General features: G+C 45.6%; 22 protein-coding genes, 1 pseudogene and 1 riboswitch. Of the genes and pseudogenes, 12 read left to right on the top strand and 11 right to left on the bottom strand.

The annotated features are described in order from the left end of the window. Positions 1–41: 41 nt before the first annotated feature. Positions 42–290, bottom strand: a complete 249-nt coding sequence (locus tag GC098_RS07265) for a hypothetical protein (protein ID WP_171642381.1) — start codon at positions 288–290, stop codon at positions 42–44. Positions 291–356: 66 nt separating this feature from the next. Between GC098_RS07265 and GC098_RS07260 the strand changes: the two genes are divergently transcribed. Then, positions 357–1,130, top strand: a complete 774-nt coding sequence (locus tag GC098_RS07260; RefSeq protein WP_171642379.1) for an EcsC family protein — start codon at positions 357–359, stop codon at positions 1,128–1,130. Between the two features lie 160 nt (positions 1,131–1,290). Next, complete coding sequence (locus GC098_RS07255; RefSeq protein ID WP_171642377.1) at positions 1,291–2,520, top strand: NAD(P)/FAD-dependent oxidoreductase; 1,230 nt, start codon at positions 1,291–1,293, stop codon at positions 2,518–2,520. Between the two features lie 437 nt (positions 2,521–2,957). Here the strand turns inward: GC098_RS07255 and GC098_RS07250 are convergent, their stop codons facing one another. Together GC098_RS07250 and GC098_RS07245 are read right to left on the bottom strand one after the other, a co-directional pair. Further along, positions 2,958–4,517, bottom strand: coding sequence for an MDR family MFS transporter (locus GC098_RS07250; protein ID WP_171642375.1), 1,560 nt, complete (start codon positions 4,515–4,517; stop codon positions 2,958–2,960). A 241-nt stretch (positions 4,518–4,758) separates the two neighbouring features. Continuing rightward, entirely contained in the window at positions 4,759–5,301 is a 543-nt protein-coding gene (locus GC098_RS07245; RefSeq protein WP_171642373.1) for an NAD(P)H-dependent oxidoreductase, read from the bottom strand. Positions 5,302–5,553: 252 nt separating this feature from the next. Here GC098_RS07245 and GC098_RS07240 point away from each other — a divergent pair. Next, positions 5,554–5,948, top strand: a pseudogene (locus tag GC098_RS07240) (winged helix-turn-helix transcriptional regulator). Positions 5,949–6,032: 84 nt separating this feature from the next. Here GC098_RS07240 and GC098_RS07235 read toward each other — a convergent pair. Then, positions 6,033–7,070 carry an AraC family transcriptional regulator gene (locus GC098_RS07235; protein ID WP_246358473.1) on the bottom strand — a complete coding sequence of 346 codons (1,038 nt, stop codon included), beginning with the start codon at positions 7,068–7,070 and terminating at the stop codon, positions 6,033–6,035. A 145-nt stretch (positions 7,071–7,215) separates the two neighbouring features. Here GC098_RS07235 and GC098_RS07230 point away from each other — a divergent pair, with 145 nt between their 5' ends. Continuing rightward, positions 7,216–7,797: an NAD(P)H-dependent oxidoreductase gene (locus GC098_RS07230; RefSeq protein ID WP_171642369.1), complete on the top strand. Its 582-nt coding sequence runs from the start codon at positions 7,216–7,218 to the stop codon at positions 7,795–7,797. Between the two features lie 65 nt (positions 7,798–7,862). Here the strand turns inward: GC098_RS07230 and GC098_RS07225 are convergent, their stop codons facing one another. Genes GC098_RS07225 through GC098_RS07215 form a run of 3 tightly spaced genes read right to left on the bottom strand, consistent with a single transcriptional unit; the run spans position 7,863 to position 11,345 of the window. Next, on the bottom strand, positions 7,863–8,939 hold the full coding sequence (locus tag GC098_RS07225; protein WP_171642367.1) for a Ger(x)C family spore germination protein: 1,077 nt from the start codon (positions 8,937–8,939) through the stop codon (positions 7,863–7,865). Beyond that, positions 8,936–10,015: a GerAB/ArcD/ProY family transporter gene (locus tag GC098_RS07220; RefSeq protein WP_171642366.1), complete on the bottom strand. Its 1,080-nt coding sequence runs from the start codon at positions 10,013–10,015 to the stop codon at positions 8,936–8,938. Before GC098_RS07220 ends, GC098_RS07225 begins: the two co-directional genes overlap by 4 nt. Then, positions 10,008–11,345, bottom strand: a complete 1,338-nt coding sequence (locus GC098_RS07215; protein WP_171642364.1) for a spore germination protein — start codon at positions 11,343–11,345, stop codon at positions 10,008–10,010. The genes GC098_RS07220 and GC098_RS07215 overlap by 8 nt, the downstream gene beginning before the upstream one ends. Before the next feature lie 315 nt (positions 11,346–11,660). Between GC098_RS07215 and GC098_RS07210 the strand changes: the two genes are divergently transcribed. The 4 genes from GC098_RS07210 to GC098_RS07195 all read left to right on the top strand — a co-directional run bounded on the left by GC098_RS07210 (position 11,661) and on the right by GC098_RS07195 (position 15,632). After that, entirely contained in the window at positions 11,661–11,975 is a 315-nt protein-coding gene (locus GC098_RS07210; RefSeq protein ID WP_171642362.1) for a hypothetical protein, read from the top strand. A gap of 276 nt (positions 11,976–12,251) precedes the next feature. After that, positions 12,252–12,402, top strand: a riboswitch (cyclic di-AMP (ydaO/yuaA leader). A 112-nt stretch (positions 12,403–12,514) separates the two neighbouring features. Continuing rightward, the gene (gene kimA, locus GC098_RS07205; RefSeq protein ID WP_312880008.1) at positions 12,515–14,335 is read left to right on the top strand and encodes a potassium transporter KimA; all 1,821 of its coding nucleotides are present in this window, start codon (positions 12,515–12,517) and stop codon (positions 14,333–14,335) included. Positions 14,336–14,379: 44 nt separating this feature from the next. Continuing rightward, a complete protein-coding gene (locus GC098_RS07200; RefSeq protein WP_171642359.1) occupies positions 14,380–14,640 on the top strand; it encodes a YqkE family protein in 261 nt (86 codons plus the stop codon). Positions 14,641–14,702: 62 nt separating this feature from the next. Further along, complete coding sequence (locus GC098_RS07195) at positions 14,703–15,632, top strand: polysaccharide deacetylase family protein (protein WP_171642357.1); 930 nt, start codon at positions 14,703–14,705, stop codon at positions 15,630–15,632. A 16-nt stretch (positions 15,633–15,648) separates the two neighbouring features. Here GC098_RS07195 and GC098_RS07190 read toward each other — a convergent pair whose 3' ends face one another. After that, positions 15,649–15,864 (bottom strand): hypothetical protein, encoded by a 216-nt coding sequence (locus tag GC098_RS07190; RefSeq protein WP_057304084.1) that lies wholly within the window; start codon positions 15,862–15,864, stop codon positions 15,649–15,651. 148 nt (positions 15,865–16,012) lie between these two features. Between GC098_RS07190 and GC098_RS07185 the strand changes: the two genes are divergently transcribed. From GC098_RS07185 to GC098_RS07175, 3 genes are all read left to right on the top strand, one after another. Beyond that, a complete protein-coding gene (locus GC098_RS07185; protein ID WP_171642355.1) occupies positions 16,013–17,425 on the top strand; it encodes a hypothetical protein in 1,413 nt (470 codons plus the stop codon). Positions 17,426–18,044: 619 nt separating this feature from the next. Beyond that, entirely contained in the window at positions 18,045–18,611 is a 567-nt protein-coding gene (locus tag GC098_RS07180) for an NUDIX hydrolase (protein WP_171642353.1), read from the top strand. After that, complete coding sequence (locus GC098_RS07175; protein WP_171642352.1) at positions 18,608–19,048, top strand: DUF1284 domain-containing protein; 441 nt, start codon at positions 18,608–18,610, stop codon at positions 19,046–19,048. Before GC098_RS07180 ends, GC098_RS07175 begins: the two co-directional genes overlap by 4 nt. A 24-nt stretch (positions 19,049–19,072) precedes the next feature. Here GC098_RS07175 and GC098_RS07170 read toward each other — a convergent pair whose 3' ends face one another. From GC098_RS07170 to GC098_RS07160, 3 genes are all read right to left on the bottom strand, one after another. Next, complete coding sequence (locus tag GC098_RS07170; RefSeq protein ID WP_171642350.1) at positions 19,073–19,720, bottom strand: SOS response-associated peptidase; 648 nt, start codon at positions 19,718–19,720, stop codon at positions 19,073–19,075. A 109-nt stretch (positions 19,721–19,829) separates the two neighbouring features. Then, a complete protein-coding gene (locus GC098_RS07165) occupies positions 19,830–20,192 on the bottom strand; it encodes a response regulator (protein WP_171642348.1) in 363 nt (120 codons plus the stop codon). Positions 20,193–20,330: 138 nt separating this feature from the next. After that, positions 20,331–21,422: a GGDEF domain-containing protein gene (locus GC098_RS07160; RefSeq protein ID WP_171642345.1), complete on the bottom strand. Its 1,092-nt coding sequence runs from the start codon at positions 21,420–21,422 to the stop codon at positions 20,331–20,333. A gap of 161 nt (positions 21,423–21,583) precedes the next feature. Here GC098_RS07160 and GC098_RS07155 point away from each other — a divergent pair, with 161 nt between their 5' ends. Beyond that, a complete protein-coding gene (locus tag GC098_RS07155; protein WP_171642343.1) occupies positions 21,584–23,800 on the top strand; it encodes an ATP-binding protein in 2,217 nt (738 codons plus the stop codon). The last annotated feature ends 251 nt before the right edge of the window (positions 23,801–24,051 follow it).

Raw genomic sequence — 24,051 nt, 5'->3', positions numbered from 1 at the left:
AATCCAATGGAATTGACTTTTAGGCCGTAAAATCCCCACTTCTATTGGAATAATCCAATGGAAGTAGCAAGCAGACTGCGAAATTCACAAGTTGGAGCTGAATTTTCCAAATAGGACTTTTGGGGCAGCCCCTTGCTCTTTTTTTCTTCACTTTGCTCTTTCATTGTGCACTTCATCATGCTCTTCATCTTGTTCTTATCTTGCTCTTCATCTTGCCCTTCTATATGCTCTTCCTCACGCTCTTCTTCATGCCGTTCCCGCCACTCCCCGTATTCTTCTCCGCTTACCACGTCATCTTGAGACCAATCGCCCCGTATACTATACTTAAATGAAGAACAGGGATGGCGGTGGCGAGAATGGAAACAGCGTACACAATTTACGAACAGCAGATGTTGAAAAAGCTGAAACGCTGGGAAATTCGGCAGCAGAGGACTCCCAACCTGATGGAGAGAGCCTCCAAATCTGTTCAAACCAGCATCAATAATTTGATTCCCGATAAGGTTCATAAGACTATAACCGCGACCGTGAAAGGAATCGTGCAAACGACCCTATTTGGTATGAATTACATCCCCAAAAACGACCCGCTATACTGCGTCTCCTTAGCAGATAGCGATGCCAAAGCTGAGGAATTATTATCCCTTTATAAAAAGATTGCCGCAGCAGAAGGAGCGGGTACGGGAGCGGGTGGGATCCTGCTAGGACTGGCGGATTTCCCGATTCTGATCGGCATTAAATTGAAATTCCTATTTGAGCTGGCGCATGCATATGGCTACTCGACGAAAGATTACCGGGAGCGGTTGTTCATTCTCTATGTGTTTCAGCTGGCCTTCTCCAGTCCGAATAAGAAACCGGATCTTCTTCATACCATTAAGAATTGGCATACCATTTCTCATTCCTTTCCACCGGCTGAGGACTACATGAATCAAGTGGATTGGCAGCAGCTGCAGCAGGAATACCGGGATACGATTGATTTTCGTAAAATGCTTCAGCTCGTCCCCGGCATCGGGGCGGTGGTGGGCGCTTGGGCGAACTTTGGTTTGCTGGAGGAGCTTGGCGTGGCAGGAATGAACTGTTTTCGATTACGCCGATTACATGATAAAGCGGAGAACAACGGCTTCGAATCGAAATAAAACTCTTATTGTTCAAAAACTGGTCAAATTTATAGTGAATTTCGATGAGAAATAGCATATGATAAAAGAAAGAGTCGTTAATCGGCTCTTCTTATAAAAGTATGTGATATTTTTCACAAATATATGTGATTTATTTCACAAGTCGGAGGAGAGGATTTCAATGAGCAAACCGAAAGTGGTTATTCTTGGCGCAGGTTACGGTGGTCTGGTCACAGCTATTAGGCTTCAGAAGCAGATGAAAGCAAGTGAGATGGATGTTACCTTGGTGAATAAACATGATTATCACTACATCACGACGCATCTGCATATGCCGGCTGCCGGTACCGATCATCACGATAATGCCCGTGTGGCGATAGCGGATTTGATTGATGAGCGTAAGATTCATTTTGTGAAATCAACCGTAAGTCAGATTTTGCCCGAGGAAAAGAAGGTTGTGCTCGGCGATAGGGACCTCTCTTACGATTATCTGGTTATTGGGCTTGGGAGTGAGACTGAGACATTCGGCATTCCTGGGATGAATGAATATGCGATGTCGATTAAGAGCATAAACAGCGTGCGCTTTATTCGCCAGCATATTGAATATATGTTTGCCAAGTCAAAAATGGAGCCAAAGAGGAAAGAGTACCTCACTTTTGTGGTTGGGGGCGCTGGTTTCACTGGAACAGAGTTTGTGGGGGAATTGGCGGATCGGATCCCTGTACTCAGCAGGACCTATGACGTCGACCCGTCCACTGTGAAAATCATAAATGTCGAAGCCTCCCCGTCGGCGCTGCCTCCTGGTCTACCTGAAGATCTTGTCGAATATGGCATGGAAGTCATGCGCCGCAAAGGTGTTGAGTATAAACTATCCACACCAATTAAGGAGTGCACACCAGATGGCGTTATTTTGGGCAATGGCGAGTTCATTCGTGCAGGCACCGTTGTTTGGTCGGGAGGCATTCGCGGGAATTCCTTGTTACAGCAAGCGGGATTCGATGTACAGCGGGGAAGGGTCAAAGTGGACGAGTGCTTGCGCTCCTACCAGTATCCGGATGTATTTATTACAGGTGATTGCTCCATTGTGATGAGCCCTGAGGGGACGCCTTATCCGGCGAATGCCCAGATTGCCGTTCAGCAAGGCTACAACGTAGCGAGAAATCTCCTATATGCCGTTCGCGGCCGCGACCTTAAGCCCTTCGCATACGATTTCAAAGGAACCGTGGCATCCTTAGGCAGAGGAGAGGCAGTGGGTCTACTCAAAGTGAAGAAAGTCAAAGGCAAATTCGCCGCTCTCTTGAAAAAAGTCATCGATGCTCGCTATTTATACCTCATTGGCGGCATCCCGCTCATATGGAAAAAAATGATTTTCAAACAAAAAACAACAGCCCGCAACTATCATGTGCCGAATTGAATAAGATGAAGAGCAAAAGCTGGATAGAGAAGATCAGAAACTAATCTGATTTTCTCTCCAGTTTTTTTCTTGAGGGCCAGAATCTATATTTTTTTCAGATTAGAGGGTAAGTCCAAACGGAGAATTAGAAAGACATGTTGTACAGAGTGCAACAATTTCCTCGATTTCTGCTGGGAAAGCTAAAGATGTTGTATGTCGTACAACAATTTAGCCTTTTTATAAGCTATAGAGCTACTTTTAGCAGAAATTGTTGTATTTTCTGCAACATTCGCGTGGAAAACGCCGATTAGCTTGCCAATTGTTGTACATCGTACAACATTACAAGGTTTACTCGGTTGAGCAAGCAAATCCGTTTACCCTATACAACCTCCGCATAACATGCTGTGCATCAACCATTACACAACTCGTGTAAGGATAGCGTAAGCCGTCTATTTTTGTCATGTATTTGTAGTCAGAGCCTCTTTTGCAGTCAAAGTTTCTTCAGTGTTCGTAAGAGCTTCTTTTGCAGTCACAACTTCTTCCGCATTCGTCAGCACTTCTTTTCTCATGAACCAGCAAGCTATGAAAGCTACGATGGCGAAAATGATGCCAATAGCGAAAATGTGTTGGAATGCCTCTGCAAATACCACTTTGATTTGCAGCAGTAAGTCATCTGAGAGCCCCTGTGGGGTGCCTCCATTCAGGATTGTCTCTGCAGTTCCTTCTGGAAATTGGTCCGATAATCCGGATAAACTGCTGGCGATATTTCTGGAAAGCAAGCTTCCGAAGATACTGAATCCTAGCGTGGTACCAATGGCCTGGAACAACTGCACCGTTGCCACTCCGACTCCGCTGTGTTCCTTCGCAACGGACTCCTGCACGATCAAATTATCTGAACCGAATAGAACGCCGATCCCAAGCCCCAAAATGAAGAACGCTACGATAATATAGATCACTGTTGTATCAACATGTATGCGCGATAACAGTACATAGCTTACGATCGGGAAGATAAACGATACGATGAAGAGTTTCTTGTAGGCGATCTTCGTTATGAGATTACCGCAAAGGACACTTGCCGGAATGGCGCCTGCCATGAAGGCCAGAGATAAGTAACCGGATGCGGTGGGTGACATATCCATGACATTCTGCGCAAAAAATGGGAATCCCGACATGCCTCCCATGACACCAAGCATGGTTAGGAACACGATACAGGACAATACGATGACGGACCGATTTCTGAAGAGAACAAGCGGAATGATCGGCTCCTTGGTCTTCGATTCGATTCGGATAAAGAGCAGGGTAAGAGCTGCGAATAACGTCAATAAGCCGATAATAACTGGGGAAGACCACGTATAGCCTTTGATGTCGATCAAGACCGGAGCTAGAAGAAGTGAGAGCATAGCAAGAACGAGTGTAAAGGCTCCTGCCCAGTCAATGGATTTTTTCTCGGTGCTGACCGCTTCTTGCAAGCCCTTGGAAACGATAAAGGCAGCGATAAGTCCTACAGGAATGTTGATCAGAAAGATCCAATGCCAGCTCACATAGCTTACGAAATACCCGCCAATCGTAGGGCCGATCAGCTGTGGCAGAATCAATAACGGGCCGACAAGGCTCTGGACTTTGGCTCGCTGCTCTAGTGGAAATGTATCGCCAATGATGATCATGGCCAAAGGCATGAGTCCACCGGCTCCGATTCCTTGAACGCCTCTGCCGATTAGTAGTATGGTCATCGAATCAGCGAGTCCGCTGATGATGGATCCGACCATAAATAGGGCGACACAGCTTAAATAAATCTTCTTGCGACCATAAATATCGGCAAGCTTGCCGAAGATCGGCATGAACATCGTAATCGAGAGCATGTAAATCCCTGCTACCCAGCCGTAAAGTGTCATGCCGTGCAGATCACGAATAATGGTCGGCAGAGCCGTCGACACGACCGTTTGATCCAACTCTGAGAATACCAGGCCTAGCAGCAGACCGATTAGAACTAAAGTCTTGTTGTTTCCTTGCTTTTTCATGGTTACACCTCATCTATAACTAAATTCCTCAACGCTTCTAAGCATAGATCTTCAAGGTGTTTCACTCATCCGGCGCAAGCTTTAAAAAGTTCTCAGTCTAGCGATGTAGTTTTTAAATATTGGATTAACGTAAAAAAAGCCCTTTCGGGCTTTCTTAGTAGATAAGAAAGTATAAGTTTTATACTTTTGCTTCGCATCTACCTTGACAAACGCGTTCGTCCCAGAAGGACGGCGGAGTCGTTTATCCTTGAACGAGCGCACGTATGGAAGTTTGGATATGATCCGCGTACTTTTTTGCCTCTTCTGCAAGATGTATATCTGTGGCTTCATTCACATTATAGGTGACAAAACCGGGAAGATAGGCGCCGTTGCATTTGGTGATGGTGCTTTGTATCGGTCTTAATAATTCGCTGATTGTGAACCAGTTGTAACCCCTCGAATTGTATTCGCTTTCCTTGCCCCCAGTTGTCGTTGCAACAATGAACTCTTTGCCTTTCAAATGATCACCTCCGGGTCCGAAAGCCCAGCCATACGTTAAAACATCATCGAACCATTTTTTTAAAAGAGGAGGGGAGCTGTACCAATAAAAGGGGAACTGGAATACGATCCGGTCATATTGGAGCAGCAATTGTTGCTCCCTCTCTCTATCGATTTTCCAATCTGGGTACTCTTGATAAAGATCTCGGACATCAATGTTGGCATGTTTCTTCAGCTCATGTGTCCAAGTCTGATTGGCACGGGAGTGATTCAGCTGGGGATGAGCGATAATAACCATTATTTTCAAAGTAAACATCCTCTCTCTTTTTGCGTAGTTTAGCGAGTTACATCCTCATTATTGTGGGGAATTCCATTTTTGAAAAGTACGCTTTTTATTCATACTATGTCAGCTAAAACGTACCATCGGTGGCACTTGATTCCGGCAGGTAGTACCGTAAATCGTACTAAGTACAATAAAACATCGTACTATTTTAATTCCGGATACTTTGATAAAGTAACAACTATGAAAGTACTAATCATGTGATAGGGAGTTGGGAACATGCGGGAAGAAAATCGCGATTTCATAACGACGCAGGGGATATTGGCTACTCTGCAAGTGATTGGAGGGAAATGGAAGCCGCTAATTTTATTTATTTTACTGAATGAAGGCACCAAGCGCTTCGGGGAGCTGAGACGTCATCTTCCGGGTGTCACGCAAGGTATGCTCACTAATCAACTTCGTGAAATGGAGCGGGACGGACTCGTTGTACGCCGTGTGTATCAAGAAATTCCGCCCAAGGTTGAATACTTTTTGTCCATCACGGAAGAACGTTAAGTTCGGTTTTAGCCAATATGTGCGGTTGGGGATTTAGCCATATCGAATTTTTGAAGAATGCCAATGTAAATGGCGGAACAGAGAACGAAGATAATCAGAAAGACGTTAACACCGTATAATAAAAAAAGCCCAATCGAGTACTTCGAGGGCTTAAAAATCTCATCAATATTCAGTAAAGCCAGCGCTTATGCTGCCTCATCTTTCTAGCTTCCCTTTGCAATCCCCTGGTTCAATAATTCCATCCTATACTGCCTTGGTGTTACCCCTGTCCACTTCTTAAAAGCACTTTGAAAGGCACTTGGCTCAGAAAAGTGAAGAAGGTAAGCGACTTCTCCTATTTTATATTCCGGTTTAGCCAAATAACCAACAGCAAGCTCTCTTCGAGCCCGATTCATGATATCTTGATAGGTTGTATTTTCCTGCTTTAACCTTGCCTGAATGCTTCTAACACTCATTTTAAAAGCCATTGATGTCTCTTTTAAACTTGGAAAAGGCATCGGCATGTCCTTCATGATCCAATTGTATAATTGGTCGGAAAATGTTCGACCTTCCATGAGTCTGTGTCTGGTTTCCTCCGCGATGGCCTCGAAAGTCCCCAATAGCTTGGAGTCCGCTAATAAAATGGGGTATTCCAGAATGTCCTTGCTTATACGAATTGTATTCGAATCCTTACCAAACTGCGGCGTGACCCCTAGTACCGATGTATACGCGTCAATCTCCGTGGAGAGAGCATGAGTGAAATGCACCTCTTTTAAAGAAATATTTCTGCAGCTTAGCCTTATCATCAAATGATACAAAGAACTAGCCATATCTTCTATGCAGTGTCTGGCCGCTTGCTTGTGAGGACGATTGTAGGACAACCCGATGATAACGTCATTCTCTTCTATTTGCCAATTGATGTTGTATCCATCACATACGATCATATTATATTTTTGAAAAGCTGCTAGGCCTTGACCGATGGTTTTTGAGTGAAGCATCACATATCCTAGAATCCCCAAATCAGAAACCTCTATGTTCTGTCCCTGATGTAATCCGAACATGTCATCGGATGTAATGGCAGCGGCTAATTCCGTCATACGTTCGAAATCCTCCTCCGACAACCGAGCCTCGGTGTCTTGAAGAATGGACTCATCCATATTTGCTCTTTTGAAAAATTCGTCTTTGTTATGTCCCTTTAACACAATCGCTTTGATAATCGGATAAACAAGGGATACAGATAACCCAGTGTAGTTTGGTAACAACGCCCGAGGTCTCCTTTCTGCACATAAGAATAAGATTTTGGCATGTTTGATCATACTTTTCTAGTTCCAAATGGCTTATTCTTACTTTATCTTAACACGTACAGTGATGAAAGATGAATAAACAGAGTCACGAGGAGGCAGGAATATGCAACCAAACATAGCCATTATTAACGGACATCCTTATGCCAAGAGCTATTGCACAGCGTTATCGGAGGCCTACAAGAAAGGTGCAATTGCTAGCGGCTCGGAGGTACGCAGCATTCATATAGGCTCTTTGTCTTTTGAACCGAATTTGAAATATGGGTACCATCAACGGCTGGAGCTAGAAGAGGATTTACTTGCGGCTCAAGAGACGATCCGTTGGGCGGATCACCTGGTGTTCGTATATCCGATATGGTGGGGGACGGTCCCAGCGATCCTAAAGGGGTTCATCGATCGTGTATTTCTACCAGGCTTCGCCTATCGGTATCGGCCTAACTCCATGTTCTGGGACAAATTATTGAGCGGGAAGTCTGCCCGTCTCATAGTAACCATGGACACACCTGCCTGGTACTATCGATGGGTGTACAAACAAGCAGGGCATCATGTCATGAAACGTGGGACCTTACAATTTTGTGGAGTCAATCCCGTCAAGATTACAGAAATAAGTCCCGTTAAGTCTTCAACGGATAAGCAACGTGAAAAATGGCTGGCAGATGTTGAAAAGTTAGGTTTGAAGCGTTCATAGAAATGGAAATAGACTGAAAAATACAGCTTGGAAGCTGTGTTTTTCAGTCGTTTTTGCCCTTATGCTCACGAATCAATCGTATTAAATTTCAAATTCCCACTATTTCTAATATTCACTTTCACATTTAATGTCACTTTCAGCCGTGGATACCAGGTTTTTCTCCATTCCTTTAATTGATCATGAGAAAGATCATTACGGAAATATTGTCCGTAACCAAACAAATCGGACTGATTTTCCTGCAGTTTGGAAATCATAGCTTTAGCCCGCTTGCTCAACAAGTTTTTGAGTTCTTCATTAATCTGTTCTTTACTGGGGTTGCCCTTCGTCTCCAGAAGCATGCCAATGACCTTCATATCCGTTTCCACTTGCGGTGTATGGCCATCCCAATGATGACGGTGCTTATAATCCACGTCGACTAGGAGAACGCTGGCATGCTCCAGTACTTCTACATTAGCCCCCTGAAAATCACCTTTCATAATGTTGTATATGAGCGTATCATCTGAAGAAATCGTTCCAACCATAACTCCCCGACTCATGATGGCGGAACCATCTAACTTAAACATTGTACGCTCTCCAGGTTTAATGATAGGAAGCGCATAATCTTCCGTATGTGAAAAGCCCCCTCGAAATGCTTCCCATAAATACACAATAGAAGTATTGGGGGTCCAGCCAGCCAGCTTGTTGAAAAAATCATAGCTTGCAGTGCCTCCTTCCGCTCCGCCTTGCTCTTTTTTGTTTAAAATTTCAATTAAATCACCTCTATACACAGAAACCAGCGCTTTAGGTGCAATGTCATGAGACCTAATGGCATATTCAAGCACTTCTTTTATACCAAGCTTAGCGGTTCTTTCATCAATCATCAGAAGTTTGAGATGCAGTAAATCAATACTGCTTTCTACATTTCCACGCATCCGATCCAAGGCTTCACTGATCGTTGAGGCTTCCCCCGTTAATATTCGTGGTGTCATATTAGAGGAATTAGGTTGAGGCACTCGAAGCCCCACTTTATACGTTTTTGCATCTGTTTGACTAATAGCCATCGCTACAGGCAGTATCCTTTTATTAATATCCTTATTGTCCCAACAGCCCGATAACAGGATTATCGTTAGTAGTGCTAAGACTGAACGAAATATGTATGTCATCCTTGATTAACTCGCCTCCTTTGCAGCGCGCCAATAATCCCAATTACGACTGGAAAGACAAAGATACTATAAGCTCGGAGCCCAGTATCCAGCCAAATGAGGTGTTCTGTCTCAGACCACCCTGGAACCAGAGAACTAAGAAAGTAGGCAATGATTGTAATAATTACACTCAACCACTTATTGGATAAGGGAACTACGATGCTCCGAAACATCTCAGCTATGATCCAAATTAAAACCGAACTATAAACAATTAAAAAAGCAATCGTAGAAGTTGTGTAAAACAGCGTCATTCTCTCAAATATGGACCAGCTCATATCGATCGAATCCATCCCTGTGTGAAGAGGGAATTGGAGTTGAATGACAGTCTCTTGTCCGAAAATGAGAAGGGGTATATAAACGGATGCCAAATATAAAGGAAACAAGCCAGCAATCAAAAGGATGAATACCTTTCGGCTGCGCGCAACATTTCGAAAAAGAGGGTGAATCATACCCAAAAATAAAAACCCGGAAAAAGCGAAAAAACTTGAATAATAAGCAGGATGCTTCAAAAAATCAAAGTTAGTGTTCCAAATTGGGGATGCATTACGGATATCGAAATTTGTCACGGAGCTGCTTAGTGCTGCAAAAATCCATGGTATGAACAAAACCGAGATAATGACACTCGTTCTGAGTACAGTCTTGATACCACACCAGGCTGCAAACAAGCCCAAGAAGATAAAACAGAGTAAAGCCCATATCGGCGTTTTTGGTAAAAATACGATGGTCATCATTTCCGAATATACCCTGGAAATTAAGACTAGAGTCGCAAGAAAATATAACATGATTGGAATTAGAAGGATTCTTGACAGCCAGGGTCCCAATACTTGTTTGCAAATCTGAACAATCGTCATGTTAGGGAAAGATGACAGGCCTCTAAGATAGATCCACATCATGGTCACTTCATATAGGCAGCCAATCAGTATAGCTTCCCAATGGCCTTTGCTTGTCGATTCAAATATTTTCTCAGGATATATGAAAAATATCAGCCCGAAATGTACAGTGATGAATGTCAGATAGACGGATATTTTATTAACCATCCTGGGGACCTTCCTTTACATTAACATTGATATAGGCGACCCCAAATGTCGAGATAGAGGCCATATAGATGGACAGCCAAATGAGTCCGCCAATCGTACCAAGAACACCAAAAATAGCGCTAAGCACGATCAGAACATATTTAGATATTCGAATAAACAGGCCATTTTGTACCCCGTTCAATGTAAAATTCGCTAAAGCCGAAGCAGCCAAAACAATAATAAATAGATTACTTACCAATTTTGCGCTTACAACGGCTTGTCCAAGAATAATTCCACCCACTGTCGTTATCGAGGGACCGATACTCTTGGGAAGGCGAACACTGGCTTCAATAAGCATCTCTAGCACAATTAACATAAATATGACTTCCAAAAAAGCCGGATAGGGTACCCCTTCACGGCTTTGGGCAACCGACAAGGCCAACTGGATTCGGAGCACCTCCGGATTCACGGAGACCAAAGATACATAAAGCGCAGGTAAGACTAATGCGATAAACATGCCGATAATCCGAAGCATCCGAAGGGTAACCATTGTAACCTTGGGGAAGTTACGATCGGAGTTAATGCACCAGAGATCTGTAATGATAACTGGCATAATAAAAGCGAACGGAAGTCCTTCGATAAACAGGATAACACGGCCATTTTTCAAATGGTCTGCTGCTTCCGCCGGCCGCTCAGAAGTTAAACAAGGGGAAATAAGACTGAAATTCCCTTCACCCAATACCTTGATGATTTCTTGCAAATGATTAAATTCCTTTGCTTTATTTGCCTCGAGCTTCTTCATTAAGGATGAAAGCAGCTTACGATTAACAGAGTCGGATAAATAAGCTAAGGTGGTTCTTTTTGGTTGTTTTGTCCCCATAATTAAGGTATTCATGGTTAGTGTAGGGGATCTTAGCTCGTCGCGGATCAGCGCCATATTGGTGTCCAAATCCTCATTAAACGCCCCAAAGGAAGACTCAATCACATTTTCATTTTGTGGAACATTTATCATTCTCTTAATCGTTGATGATACGGGCTTGATAATAAAATTTCTTATAGGGTTATCGAGTAAATAAATAATTAAATAACCTTCCATTAAGCTGCTCATCTGCAAGTCGTAAGTAGCGTTTAATTTGCCATTCAATAGGCTTATTTGTTGAAGCCAATCACTGATTGGACTGGACTCCATCCAAGATAATAATTGATTCGTTTGTGCTAGGTTAACAAAGGGACGAAAATAACAAAATACAACTTCCTGACCCAAAAGTTGTTTTCGTTCCATCACAAAATCACTATTTGATTCAAATTGAAGTTTAAGTCTGGCCATATCCGTTGTTTCTGTCAGATTCATGTTATATCACCTGAGAGTAGGTTTCCTTGGAAAACGGAAATTTATTCCTTATACCAAAACTGGGGAAAAGGGCTGCCGTGGTAGTTACGATTTACATTTACGTTTTCCAAATTATGGATTATACTCGAATGGATTAGTACCAGGTACTAATTATGGCCGCCTCTGAACTATTTACTAGGGTAAAGGATAAGGGGGATGTTGGCATCACCTAGGACTATTGCCGAGAAGTTAGTTGATTTATTACTAAGTGACCAATTTGCCCAAGGTATTGTCGTTGAAGAGCTTTGAAAATCAAAAACGAAAGAAGATGTGAATTTGGAAATTACCTCACGTCGTAAGAAGCTTTTGGCTGTTTATGCTGTCGTTATCATCATTATTTGCTTTCTTGCCGTTCCAGTTGATTATTACCTATTATCGAATAGTCCGTTTCCTTTTCCTGAAAAACAAGGTTATCAATCGATCTGGGTATCCAGGTTGGATGTTTCCTTTCAACCATCACAGGGTGTGTATTCGAGTATAAGTTATAATGTGAAAATAAATGCGGTAAAGGCATGGCTTCAGATTTTTGGCATAACCGTTTTATTTAGCGTTGTTTATGTGATTCTTGGTTCAGATAAAAAGGATGATTAGCTTGTTCTCAGCTTGTGGGTCCAACACAGATCCTCGTTTGCATAGGAGTTATCATTAAAATCCAATATTTTCCTTTACTTTGTTTCATTAATTACTCAACTCATTCAGAAATGTTTAAAAAACCACGATGGAATAAGAGAATGGAAGTAAATCAATGAATCGTATGATTGTAAGCGTATTATTGAGTGAATGTAGTGGTTGGAGTTATCTTTTTAAGTTTTTTCAATCCTTTACTATGCATCAAGAAGAGAGTAGTATTCAACTCGTACCTTACAGTTGAATATTTCGCTTAATTTTCTTATTAGAAAAGCGGGGGAACCACAAGTTTCATGGGGTGAGTAAAGGTGCTTACGTATGGCACCATTTAGGGCAGATTCTCGCGGCCCGAACCCGACAGCTAACCTCGTAAGCGACCGTGGGAAGGAGAACATGTGTATAAACACAAGGTCTATCCTTGTGTTTTTTTGCGTCCTAAAAAGCAAGTTTACGTCAGATATTAGGTTTAATTGGGGGAACTATCACGAATGACAAGCGACTCATTGAAAAAAATTATGTTTGGCAAGCCGCTTAAATCCAGCGAAATGGAGTCTGAAAAAATGCCGGTTTGGAAAGGGCTGCCGATCCTATCCTCGGATGCCTTATCGTCGGTCTCCTACGGGACAGAGCAGATTCTTTTAGAACTTGCGACTGTTGGGATTGCCGCTTTTGCGTTTTCTTTGCCCATTGCGGTATCCATTATTGCTCTGATTATGCTGCTAGTTTTGAGCTATAGGCAAGTGATAGAGGCCTACCCGCAGGGTGGCGGAGCGTATATGGTTTCCAAAGAAAACCTAGGTATGGTGTGGGGAAGGCTGACAGGGGTTTCGCTGCTCATTGACTATACCCTTACCGTTGCCGTTTCGATCTCTGCCGGCGTGCAGGCGATTACGTCAGCTTTTCCATCGGCGGTGCCGTATATTGTACCGATTACTCTAGTTCTTGTGTGGATCATGGTTTGGCTTAATTTAAGAGGAACTTCGGAATCAGGTACGATCTTCGCTATTCCAACATACTTTTTTATACTTTGTATTTTAGTGCTAGTGGTCAAAGGTATATACGATATGCTTACGGGATCCATCAATACACATCCCATAGCTTTTGCTCCGAGCTCAATGACGAGCTCATTAACGTTATTCGTCCTTTTAAAAGCATTTTCTTCCGGGTGTTCTGCCGTGACAGGGATCGAGGCCATCTCGGATGCCGTGCCGCATTTCCGCTCACCATCCGTGAAAAACGCGAAGCGTACGTTAGTTTCCTTAGGGTCACTTTTGGCTATCGTGTTTGGAGGCGTAACGGTGTTAGCATTGGGATATGGGATTGTACCTGATCCTAATGGCCATACATCCGTCTTATCGATGGTGACAGAGCAGGCTTTTGGTCGTGGAGCGATGTACTACGCAACTCAAATTGGTACCATGCTCATTCTGGTTTTGGCTGCTAATACTAGCTTCAACGGCTTTCCAATCTTAGCATCCATTATGGCACAGGATAAAAACTTCCCGCGTATGTTCGCATTCCGAGGAGACCGACTTTCGTTTCACTATGGGATTATCACACTTGGTGTGCTTGCAAGTATTCTTTTGATTGGTTTCAAAGGTAAGACAGATGCACTCATTCCTCTATATGCGATTGGCGTGTTTTTATCTTTTACACTTGCGCAAGGCGGCTTGGTTCGCAAATGGTTGAGAGAGCGAGTGAAAGGTTGGATCGGAAAACTGCTCATCAATGGTTTAGGAGGCATCGTTTCTCTTGCTGTTTTACTCATATTTTCCATAACAAAATTTACTGAAGGTGCATGGATTGTTATTATTATAACGCCGCTGCTGCTTTGGATAATTACGAAAATAAGTCATCACTACGATGATGTAGCGAAGCAGTTGCGTATTGATATAACGATTGAGCGGGTTTGCACGAAGGAACCGTTGATTATTGTGCCTGTGGCGGGCATTCATCGAGTTGTAGCACAGTCCTTGAACTATGCGAAATCATTGTCGCCAAACGTGATTGCCTTCTATGTATCGTTCTCGGATGAAGATGAAGAATTGATGCAGGAGAAGTGGGATAAATGGGATCCGGGCGTTCGATTGGTTATTTTTAAATCGCGTTATCGGACGATACTGAAGCCGCTTGCTGAATTTATTGAGAGAATTGACACACATGTTTCGGAAAAACAAAACATTATGGTCATTTTACCGCAATTTATGCCGAAAAAATGGTGGCATCGACTGCTCCATAACCAGTCCGCTGCACGCATTCGTTCGAAGCTGCAAGCAGATAAAGATATCGTCGTGGCGACGGTACCGTATCATTTGCACGAGTAGAAGTGTACAATAATAGGGAGAAACTGAACTGAGGTGAACCCGTTATGGCAAAGAAAAAATGGTCGTCTACTCCTGCTGTTACCAGCGTGCAAGATAAACCTGCAACACTTAAGGATTTGCTGCGCCCGGAAATACTTGAGGGACTCAAAGCGCAGGCTGATGCCATGAAAGCAGAGGAACAAGCGAAGAAAGATGCAGAGAGAGCAAAGGCGGAAGCTGCTCGTAAAGCAGAAGAAAAACGGTTAGATAATGATTTTGGACATCTGCTGTCTAAGAGCAGTCTAGACTGGCGAAAGCACAAATGAGGGAGCGCACAGTGTGCCTCCTTTTCTTTCTTTTCGTAATGATAACGTTGTCATCCTGTGAGGTGGGTAATAGAGAGGCAGCTCAAGGGACTGTAGAAGTAAGTGATGTACCGCTAGTGACGACGACACCAACATCGACACCACTATCGACACCAATAGTGCAAAAAGAGACCCCAACGCCGCCACCAGCGGCATCATCACCAGCCCCAACAGCACTGGATACATCTTCGATTCCATCGTCGACTCCAAGCGACCCAAGTTCAACGCCTAGTCAGGCTTTTACGTCTTTGGAAAAAACCTTGATCGACCGTTACCGAAACGCTAAACCAAAGAAATGGGGCGAAAATGTCCCTGGTGTTCGAACACATCTTGCTACGAAAGATCAAGTGATTGCACTGACTTTTGACGCATGTGGGGGGAAGGAGGGCAGTGGGTACGATGAGAAGCTGATCGACTATTTGATCAAGGAGAACATCCCGGCTACCTTATTTATCAATGCGAGATGGATAACGGCCAATAAGGACATATTTGCCAAATTAGCCGTAAACCCGCTGTTTGAGATTGAAAATCATGGGACCGAGCATCGGCCCTTGTCCGTAAATGGCAAGTTGGCGTATGGCATCGCGGGAACCAAGAATGTGAGCGATGTTATTCATGAAGTGAAAGACAATGCAGACCAGATCGAGAAGATGACAGGGCGGCGTCCTTTATTTTTTCGTTCGGGCACAGCCTATTATGATGATATTGCAGCAGGAGTCGTTCATGATTTGGGCTTTCAGTTGGCTGGTTACAATGTACTCGGCGATGCTGGGGCGACTTATAACACGGAGCAGGTATATAAAGCGCTGCTAAAAGCCCGAAGCGGTTCTATTGTACTAGCTCATATGAATCACCCGGAGAAAGATACGGCAGAAGGTATCATGAAAGCTATTCCTGAGCTTCAAAAAGCGGGCTACAGCTTCGTTCTACTAACTTCTTATACTTTAAACTAAGCGATAGCTGCAGCAGCTATCGTTTTTTCATTTCAAAAAATTCACAAGCCTCTCGATCGTAATACGTCAAATCACTAACACGAGTTTGTACCACAACTGTTTTTTCACTGAAACGCAATACAACCGCATTCGAATCCACAATGTGATCATCTTTGAAAACACGGACGACAGCCTGTCTTTCAACAGCATCTTGAAAGTCCGTATCCGTTACTAAGCGTTGATTTCTAGCCATCCTCGGCATTCCCCTAACTTGGTTAAAATAGTTCTTCTATTGTACCACAAGGTGTCGCTCAACCCGAATTCACTCGAACTCCTCCGCCCAGCCTAGCATACAATGTAGCACCAAATGCTGTATGGGCAGAGAGGATGCGTGATCTAGGGTGGTCATTCAATTATTGCCGATTCATTGGGTCTATTTAGTATTTATCGGTTTTATTCTTACCCTTTTAATCAAGCGTAGAGACACAACGATGATTTGTGTGGTTGGTATTTTCGCGCTTGGCTTGCTGGCAACTGAAACGTTGAGCGGGTCCGTTTCTGGTATTTTCAACAGCTTCATTTATGCAACCAAAGAGCTGATGGGAACCATTATGATTATCTCTATTATTGTAGCGATGAGCCGCGTGCTCATTCGAACAGGGATTAATGAAACCATGGTCGCTCCGCTAACCCGCTTTATGCGAACGCCTGCTTTAGCTTTCTGGGGTATCGGTATCATTATGATGGTGACGTCATGGTTTTTCTGGCCGTCTCCCAGTGTTGCGCTCATTGGTGCTGTTCTGTTGCCTGTGGCGGTCCGCGTTGGTCTGCCAGCGCTAGGTGCAGCTATGGCGATGAACTTATTCGGACATGGGATTGCGCTTTCGGGGGATTACATTATACAGGGAGCTCCTAAATTAACAGCAGATGCAGCTGGATTACCGGTGACTGCCGTCATGGAGGCAAGCATCCCGCTGGTTATTGTGATGGGGCTTGTCACGACGATCACCGCTTTTTGGATGATGCGGCGGGACATGAAGAACGGAACGTGGCGCAATGGCCTCGTGGCGAGTGGTCCAGGAGATAGTGGCTCCCTCATTTCAGCTGTCGGGCAGGCCAAAGTTAATTTAACACCGAATCTGAAGAAAACTCTGGCGATTATGATTCCTTTGCTCTTCGCCTTAGACGTAATTGCGATGTTCGTGCTTAACCTGCAAGGAGGAGATGCGACAGCGCTCGTTGGGGGCACCGCCGTATTCATTCTCATTGCGGTGACTCTCCTCGCGCATCGGAATCAAGGACTAGAACAAACGACCTCCTACCTCATCGAAGGTTTTGTATTCGGTTTCAAAGTATTCGGCCCCGTGATCCCGATCGCCGCCTTCTTCTATCTAGGCGACTCCGCCTTCACGGAGCTGTTTGGCAAAATACTTCCGCAAGGCTCGCACGGGATCGTGAACGATCTGGGTGTGGCACTCGCGGGGCAAGTGCCGCTGAACGGCGCGGTCGGTGCCGTGACGCTCACCGTCGTCGGCGCCATCACGGGCCTTGACGGCTCCGGCTTCTCCGGCATCTCCCTCGCGGGCTCAATTGCGCAGCTATTCGCAACCGCCATCGGCTCCGGCGCGGCTGTGCTCACAGCGCTCGGGCAAGTGGCCGCCATCTGGGTCGGCGGCGGCACGTTGATTCCATGGGCGCTGATTCCAGCAGCGGCCATCTGCGGCGTGAGTCCGTTCGAGCTGGCGCGACGTAATCTGCTGCCGGTGCTCATTGGCCTCGCGGTGACAACGGTCGTGGCGATGTTTTTGGTGTAGTAAGAGGCGGCATCATAACCGTCTTACTAGTTGTAACCAGTAAAATCTGCCACCCCGCACCAGTCATCCAGTCACACGCCAACAAACCAACAAACCAACAAACCAAAACCCCAACAGCTCAACAGCTCAACAGCTCAACAGCCCAACACCACCCCGTCACCCGCACCCCGTCATCCTGTGGGCCTCCTCCATAGGTGTGGCGGGTTTTTCTTACGCCAGTCAAATCCGGGAAATAAGAGTCTCCAAAGACTCTTATTTCCGTTTAAACATACCAAAAAGTAAAAATAGCAGTCCCTAGCACCTCTTATATGCCTAGATTCTCTCCAATCCCAACCCATTCCGCCAAATAAGAGTCCCTAGAGACTCTTATTTCCACATAAACTCCTCAAAATGCCCAAATAGGAGTCTCCAGCACCTCTTATTTGCACAGAGTCACCCCGATTTCTAATTCAGCGATATCGCAAGACAAGTGCAGGAAGTATCTCCAATTCCCCCTACAATGAGCGGAAAACGTACGGGATCGGAGTTGCCTAGTGCCCACTTTAAGCAGTAAGCTTACATACAGTGAACTCGAATGGAAGTTGGAACTCAAGACTATAGGAAGTTGGAGATGAAATAGATGGAAGCCAAGTTTTGTATGACCTGCGGAGCCGCAATGGAGTCGCGCGATGTGGATGGCACAATAAGAAGAGCTTGCACCGTGTGCAGCTTTGTTCATTGGGGGAATTATAGCATCGGTGTAGGCGCACTCGTGATGAAGGATGAGAAGATGCTGCTTGTTCGCAGGGCTCAGGAGCCAGGGAAGGGACGATGGACCAACCCAGGTGGTTACATTGAGCAGCATGAGCTGATCCAAGATACGATTGAGCGTGAAGTGTTGGAGGAAAGCGGAGTCACAGCAGTTGTCACTCGCCTAGTAGCTGTGCGCGATTTGCCTAGGAGCATACATAATGTATACATTGCTTTTGAAATGGATTACATCAGCGGTGAGCCTCAGCCAGACGGCGTGGAGGTCGACGCAGCAGGATTTTACAGCTTGGCCGAGATGGAATCGATGAATGTGGCGGATTTTACACGCTGGCTCATTGATGTTGCCCTGCATTCCAAATCGACGGGTCTAGTCGAAGATAAAGATCCAATCATCAAAATGGAAGGGTACGGATTGTACCGTGTCCCTAGAATATGACCAAGGCAATCCAGCTTCGCGGACATCACTTACTTTGTCTGTTGGGATACAGAGGAATGGGTTATTCGAAAGAGTTTTGCGAAAATATGACGACCGTCTATGAGGAATTGCGTCAAAAGCCCGAAACGATGATCCGCATTGTTCTCGGACCTGATGATCTTTGCGCAGCTTACCCGAAGGATCAAGAAGCGCATTGTGAAAATAGGACGGTCTATCAGCGCGATGCAGAAATCGTCACCAAGCTTGGCTTGCAAGTGGAGATGGAGCTGAGCTGGTCGGAGATTTGTAGGCAAGTGACCGACCGTGTGAACCCGGACGACATTGGTCACCTATGTGCCACATGCCGTTGGGAGCCTTACGGAGTTTGTGCGGAAGGTGTACAATTGATCGGAGAGGGTGGCGAGTTGCCGCCCGTCATTACCAAAAAAGAGGGCTAGCGTGTAGACGCAGCCCTCTTTTTTTCATACAAAAACACTTACATCCGAACCGCTTTCCAGCTTCTCCGCAGGAGAAGACAATACATTCGCAACCATGAGCAGATCATCTACTGGTCGAAGGATGGATCTGAGGAGTCTGCTATCTTTCATCTCTGGCTGTAGCCACATCTCGGCCTGATCTTGGTCGAGTATCGCAGGCATTCTGCGTTGATAAGGAGAGACGAGAGAGTTCGCTTCTGTCATGAGCATCATACACGTACGAAGCTCTTCTTCACCGGATGGAGCCCGCCAGACATCATACAGCCCCGCGATGCCGAAGGTGCCGCTGCGCATTTTGAACTTAATCCATTCTGTCTCTTTTCCCTCCGTCACGCTAATATAAAATCCACTGCAAGGAATGATACAGCGCTGTTTTCTGACGATACGCTCGAAGACGACATTGGTGAAGATCGAATCGCGGTCCCCGCATACGGCATCTTTTGCCCAGAATGGCATCAGACCCCAACGGAATTCATCAAGGGTGCGTTCTCCCTTTTTGTTCATCATCACAGCGGAAACAGACTCTGTCGGCCGCACCTCATAACGATTGGAGCTATACGATAGCAGCCGATCAATACGGAATTGTTTAACAAGCTCGTTGACATCAGCAAGAATAGATATGGATTGACACATTTGTTTACCACCTCATTTGGTTTTGGCTATTATTTGCCTAATCAACCAAATACATGTATGAGGCCTATCTTTTTATTAAGCTTTATTAATCCTGACCCTGCTTCCACGCTTACACAATCAGCAGTTTCAGCATCGTTTCCTTCATATTATGTTCCTGGAAAGGCTTAGAAACGAACTCTTTGGCACCCGCATGGATAGCCTCGATAATCATCGTCTTTTGCTCCAAGGCTGAGCACATCATAATGTTGGCGGCAGGGTCGAATTCTCTGATTTTTCGGATCACATCGATACCGGTCATGTCTGGCATATTCAGATCCATTGTGGTCAGAATCGGAAGGTTGGCTTGATACGTATGAATGGCCTCGGCACCGTTAGCTGCTTCAAGTACATCGTAGCCCATCGTAATGATAATTTTGCGCAAAATACCTCTAAGACTTTGAACCGGATCAACAACGAGAATCTTAGGCTTCATGGTGTCTACCTCCCTGTGTATAGATATGATTTCGGAAGAGGCGACTCCTTTCATGAGGGTTTGCGGCTGGTAAGTAATGACATGGTAATTGGAAGCCAAAAAAAGCTAGAAGCTTTAGGGCTCCTAGCTGAAGTACATCTATTCGGAAATATGCGAATGAATGCGGTTTTTCCCATTTCTCTTGGCGGTATACAAACATTCATCTACAAGCTGGAACCAGGCTTTTTTCATCGTGTTGCGATTATAGCTAGCGAGTCCGATACTCATCGTTAACGGTTGATCTGGCATCTCAGGAATTTCGGTACTCCGGATGGTTTCCATTAATTTTTCGCAAATATGTAAAACTTCCTCGTGTGATTTGCCTACAAACAGAACGGCGAATTCCTCGCCACCATATCGAAAAGACATATCGTCAGGGCCGAGCACTTCTTTCAGAATGGAGCCGATCGTTTTGAGAACCATGTCACCGACCCAATGCCCGTAGGTATCATTAATCCTTTTAAAATTATCGATATCGATAAGAGCAAGCTCAAGCGGCGTATCATGGGGCATATGTGAAATCAGATGATCGGTATGTTCTTGAAAAGAACGATGATTAAACAGCTCGGTTAGCGCATCCACTTTGGAAAGTCGATCAATCATCACATTTCGAATAAGGAGATCCTGTTCGCGAACGACCGAATCTTTTAACTCCGTAATAAGAACTAGTCCTTTGTTCATGATGACAAAGCACACAAGTGCGGTTAAGGTGATGACTGTAATGGACACGATCACATCAGAGGGCGTTAGGGCATACCCTTGATATACCTCGCAAACTAGTATTGAAGCTAAATATACGATGCCTAAACTATAAGCGAAAATAATATATTTCTTTTGGAAATAGATAGAGGCTAAAATAATAGGGATACTAATTAATTCATAGCTGCTCATCAGCTCGGGAATACAGATAATAAAGATGCTAACCATGGTCATGGTCCATGTAATCATGATAAAATCGCTGTATTGTTTCAGATAGTGAATAGCCAAATAACCGGCTCCCATTAGGGAGATTTGTAGGCAAGTCGTAATGATTTGAACATGCATGAAGCTGTTAAACCATTGCGGAGGCTGATCATACAAATTAAAGAAGGATCCAAGGATAGCAACTACTTCATAGATTAATAGGATCCACCATAAAATATGTATAAGTTTTCGGTTCCATATATGATCATTAGCCGGAAGTTGTTCCATGCAGTGGAGGCCACTTTCCTTTCAGGTTAGCAATTATTAGAAAAACATTTTGTGCCTTATCAGATCATTGTAAAGAATAACACCCCTTTTAGGCAAGCTGTTTACGAAGGGGGGAGATTGTGTTTTTTTGTAAATATAGATCTGGGTTATCAGGAGGGGCTATGGCAGTTCAAGGTTACGTACATGCATGGGAACATTATAAGGATGAGCTTACCTTGTTGGATAAAAAGCTTGAGCTTTTATATAAGCGTCGTCAAAAGCTAACACCCGACCCGCAAACGGATTCGTTTCGCGGGATGTTCGTGTCCGAAGATGAGTTCATCCGCCTCATAGGCAGACCAAGTGGAGATGAGGTGCTTGATGGGGAAGAACTCGAGCTGCTGGCTAGTATTCAGAATTCGGAGGCGTTCATTGCTCTGAGACGTGAAGAAAGCCGTAAGGCAGGCGTGTTCTTGCCTCTGTCGTATGTATCTTCTGTGTTTGGGCTATCGCTCGTAGAAGAGCGGTTCGTTATGCTAGGGCTCGCGGTAGAACTGGATCGCAAATATGAACGCATCTTCGGCTTCCTGCAAGATGATCTGACCAGCAAAACACCTAATATTAGTCTGGCGCTGCAAATTGCTTGCGGCAGCCCTGAGAACATGCGGGCAGCACGAACGACATTCATGGCGCCGGAGGGTAAACTGGCGCGCTACTTGCTTCACCGCGAGGCGCAGGAAATTAGCGGCCAGACGTTATTGTCCAGGCCACTGCTTCTGGATAAACGAATCATCTCATTCATGCTGGATTCCGGTGAAATGGACCCGAAGCTGAAGCCGGCAGTCCGGATGGTTTATCCGGATGACGAGCTTGCCCCTCTGCTCGTCCATGAGGATTTTCAGCAACGGCTGCAGGGCTTCATCCAAGCTGCATTCCAGGCTCCGGCGGCTGAGCGCAAACGGCTCGCCTTCCACCTGTGGGGGAATGCGGGCGCAGGCAAGAAGCTGCAGGTGGAGCATATCAGCAGCCACTTCAATAAGCCGCTGCTTCTGGTTGATCTTGCTGATGTGCTTTTGCACGCAGCGAGCTTTGAAGATCAGCTGAGCGCGATTGTCCGCGAAGCGATCCTGCACCAAGCCGTGCTGAGCTTCACACGGCTGGAGGTGCTCTATCCAGAGGAGCCGGATCTTGCGGCGCAGCGGCGGCTCGGGTGGTTTCACGAGCTGCTGGACGGCTACGGCGGCATGGTGTTTCTGCTGGCCGGGCGGTTCAACCGGCTAACGTGGAAGCCCAAGGAGCGCCTGCTCCTTGAGCACGAACTGCAAGTGCCGGACGAAGGCGGGCGTGAGCGCCTTTGGACGGCATTCGCGTGCGAACTCGGCGTGAGCGCGGACGTGGACTGGCGGGTGATGAGCGGCAAATTCCGCTTCACCCCGGGGCAGATTCGCCGCGCGCTGACGCTGGCGCGCGGGTACTCCGCCTGGCAGCGCGAGGCTGCGGGGGAGGGATTCGGCGACGTGGCTGCGCCGTACGCGCTGCGAGCTGATGCGCTCTATAAGGCGTGCTACCAGCAGGTGCAGCACAAGCTCGAGCGCAAGGCGACGCGCATTGAGCCTCGCTATGGGTGGGGGGATGTCATCCTCCCGCCTGAGCAGAAGGATCAGCTCCACAATGCGTGCAATCAAGTGAAATACCGTGGCGTTGTCTACGGCGACTGGGGGTTCGAGAAGAAGCTGGCCTACGGCAAGGGGCTGAGCATGCTGTTCGCCGGTCCACCTGGAACGGGGAAGACGATGTCTGCACAGGTTGTCGCCGGTGAGCTCCAGCTGGAGCTATACAAGGTCGACCTCTCGCAGGTGATCAGTAAATATATTGGCGAGACAGAGAAGAATTTGCATGAGATCTTCGAAGAAGCGCAGCTTAGCAACGCGGTGTTGTTCTTCGACGAAACCGATGCACTATTCGGAAAGCGTTCGGAAGTCAAAGATTCGCATGATAAATATGCGAACATCGAAACCGCCTATCTGCTTCAGAAAATGGAGGAGTATCAAGGAATCACGGTGCTGGCAACGAATCTATTAAATAATATTGATGAAGCCTTCCTGAGGCGAATCAATTACGTCATTAAATTTCCTTTTCCGGATAGTGAATATCGTGAAAAGATTTGGCACTCCATGTTTCCCCCTGCGGCGCCTCTTAGCGACGATGTCGATTTTAAGTATCTAGCGCAGCGCTATGAGATCGCCGGTGGGAATATCAAAAACGTCGTCCTTTCTTCGGCTTTCCTCGCTGCAGAGGCTGGCGAACCCATCCGGATGCAGCATATCATCAAGTCCATTCGGCATGAGCTGCAGAAATCAGGCAAAATCCTTGCCCGCCAGGAGTGGGAAGAGTACTAATATAAGGCAGGTTCGCGCGGTTGCGCGGAGCCTGTTTTTTGTTGTTTGTGCTGTAGCAGTGATTTATAGCGTTAAAGTAGCTGTCAGGACGGAGTTAGTGCAGCTCTGATTGCTGTAGCGGTGTTTTACATCACTACAGTGTGCGCCAATGAGTAAATTGCTTCTGTAGCGATGATTTATAGCTTTAAAGTGGCTGGTAGATTGGATTTTAGGTAACCGAGCAGCCGGCAAGCCAAATAAGAGGCTCTAGG

This window comes from Paenibacillus phytorum (assembly GCF_013141715.1).
GTDB lineage: Bacteria > Bacillota > Bacilli > Paenibacillales > NBRC-103111 > Paenibacillus_E > Paenibacillus_E phytorum.
Note: the sequence above shows the minus strand (reverse complement) of the source record. Positions and strands in the feature narration are given on the sequence as shown.

What these genes read in the sequence shown, in the direction of transcription:
- GC098_RS07260 (WP_171642379.1), top strand. Translation starts at nt 357, where the DNA reads ATGGAAACAGCGTACACAATTTACGAACAGCAGATGTTGAAAAAGCTG.
- GC098_RS07255 (WP_171642377.1), top strand. Translation starts at nt 1,291, where the DNA reads ATGAGCAAACCGAAAGTGGTTATTCTTGGCGCAGGTTACGGTGGTCTG.
- GC098_RS07250 (WP_171642375.1), bottom strand. Translation starts at nt 4,517, where the DNA reads ATGAAAAAGCAAGGAAACAACAAGACTTTAGTTCTAATCGGTCTGCTG.
- GC098_RS07230 (WP_171642369.1), top strand. Translation starts at nt 7,216, where the DNA reads ATGCAACCAAACATAGCCATTATTAACGGACATCCTTATGCCAAGAGC.
- GC098_RS07225 (WP_171642367.1), bottom strand. Translation starts at nt 8,939, where the DNA reads ATGACATACATATTTCGTTCAGTCTTAGCACTACTAACGATAATCCTG.
- GC098_RS07220 (WP_171642366.1), bottom strand. Translation starts at nt 10,015, where the DNA reads ATGGTTAATAAAATATCCGTCTATCTGACATTCATCACTGTACATTTC.
- GC098_RS07215 (WP_171642364.1), bottom strand. Translation starts at nt 11,345, where the DNA reads ATGAATCTGACAGAAACAACGGATATGGCCAGACTTAAACTTCAATTT.
- GC098_RS07200 (WP_171642359.1), top strand. Translation starts at nt 14,380, where the DNA reads ATGGCAAAGAAAAAATGGTCGTCTACTCCTGCTGTTACCAGCGTGCAA.
- GC098_RS07190 (WP_057304084.1), bottom strand. Translation starts at nt 15,864, where the DNA reads ATGGCTAGAAATCAACGCTTAGTAACGGATACGGACTTTCAAGATGCT.
- GC098_RS07180 (WP_171642353.1), top strand. Translation starts at nt 18,045, where the DNA reads ATGGAAGCCAAGTTTTGTATGACCTGCGGAGCCGCAATGGAGTCGCGC.
- GC098_RS07175 (WP_171642352.1), top strand. Translation starts at nt 18,608, where the DNA reads ATGACCAAGGCAATCCAGCTTCGCGGACATCACTTACTTTGTCTGTTG.
- GC098_RS07170 (WP_171642350.1), bottom strand. Translation starts at nt 19,720, where the DNA reads ATGTGTCAATCCATATCTATTCTTGCTGATGTCAACGAGCTTGTTAAA.
- GC098_RS07165 (WP_171642348.1), bottom strand. Translation starts at nt 20,192, where the DNA reads ATGAAGCCTAAGATTCTCGTTGTTGATCCGGTTCAAAGTCTTAGAGGT.
- GC098_RS07160 (WP_171642345.1), bottom strand. Translation starts at nt 21,422, where the DNA reads ATGGAACAACTTCCGGCTAATGATCATATATGGAACCGAAAACTTATA.
- GC098_RS07155 (WP_171642343.1), top strand. Translation starts at nt 21,584, where the DNA reads ATGGCAGTTCAAGGTTACGTACATGCATGGGAACATTATAAGGATGAG.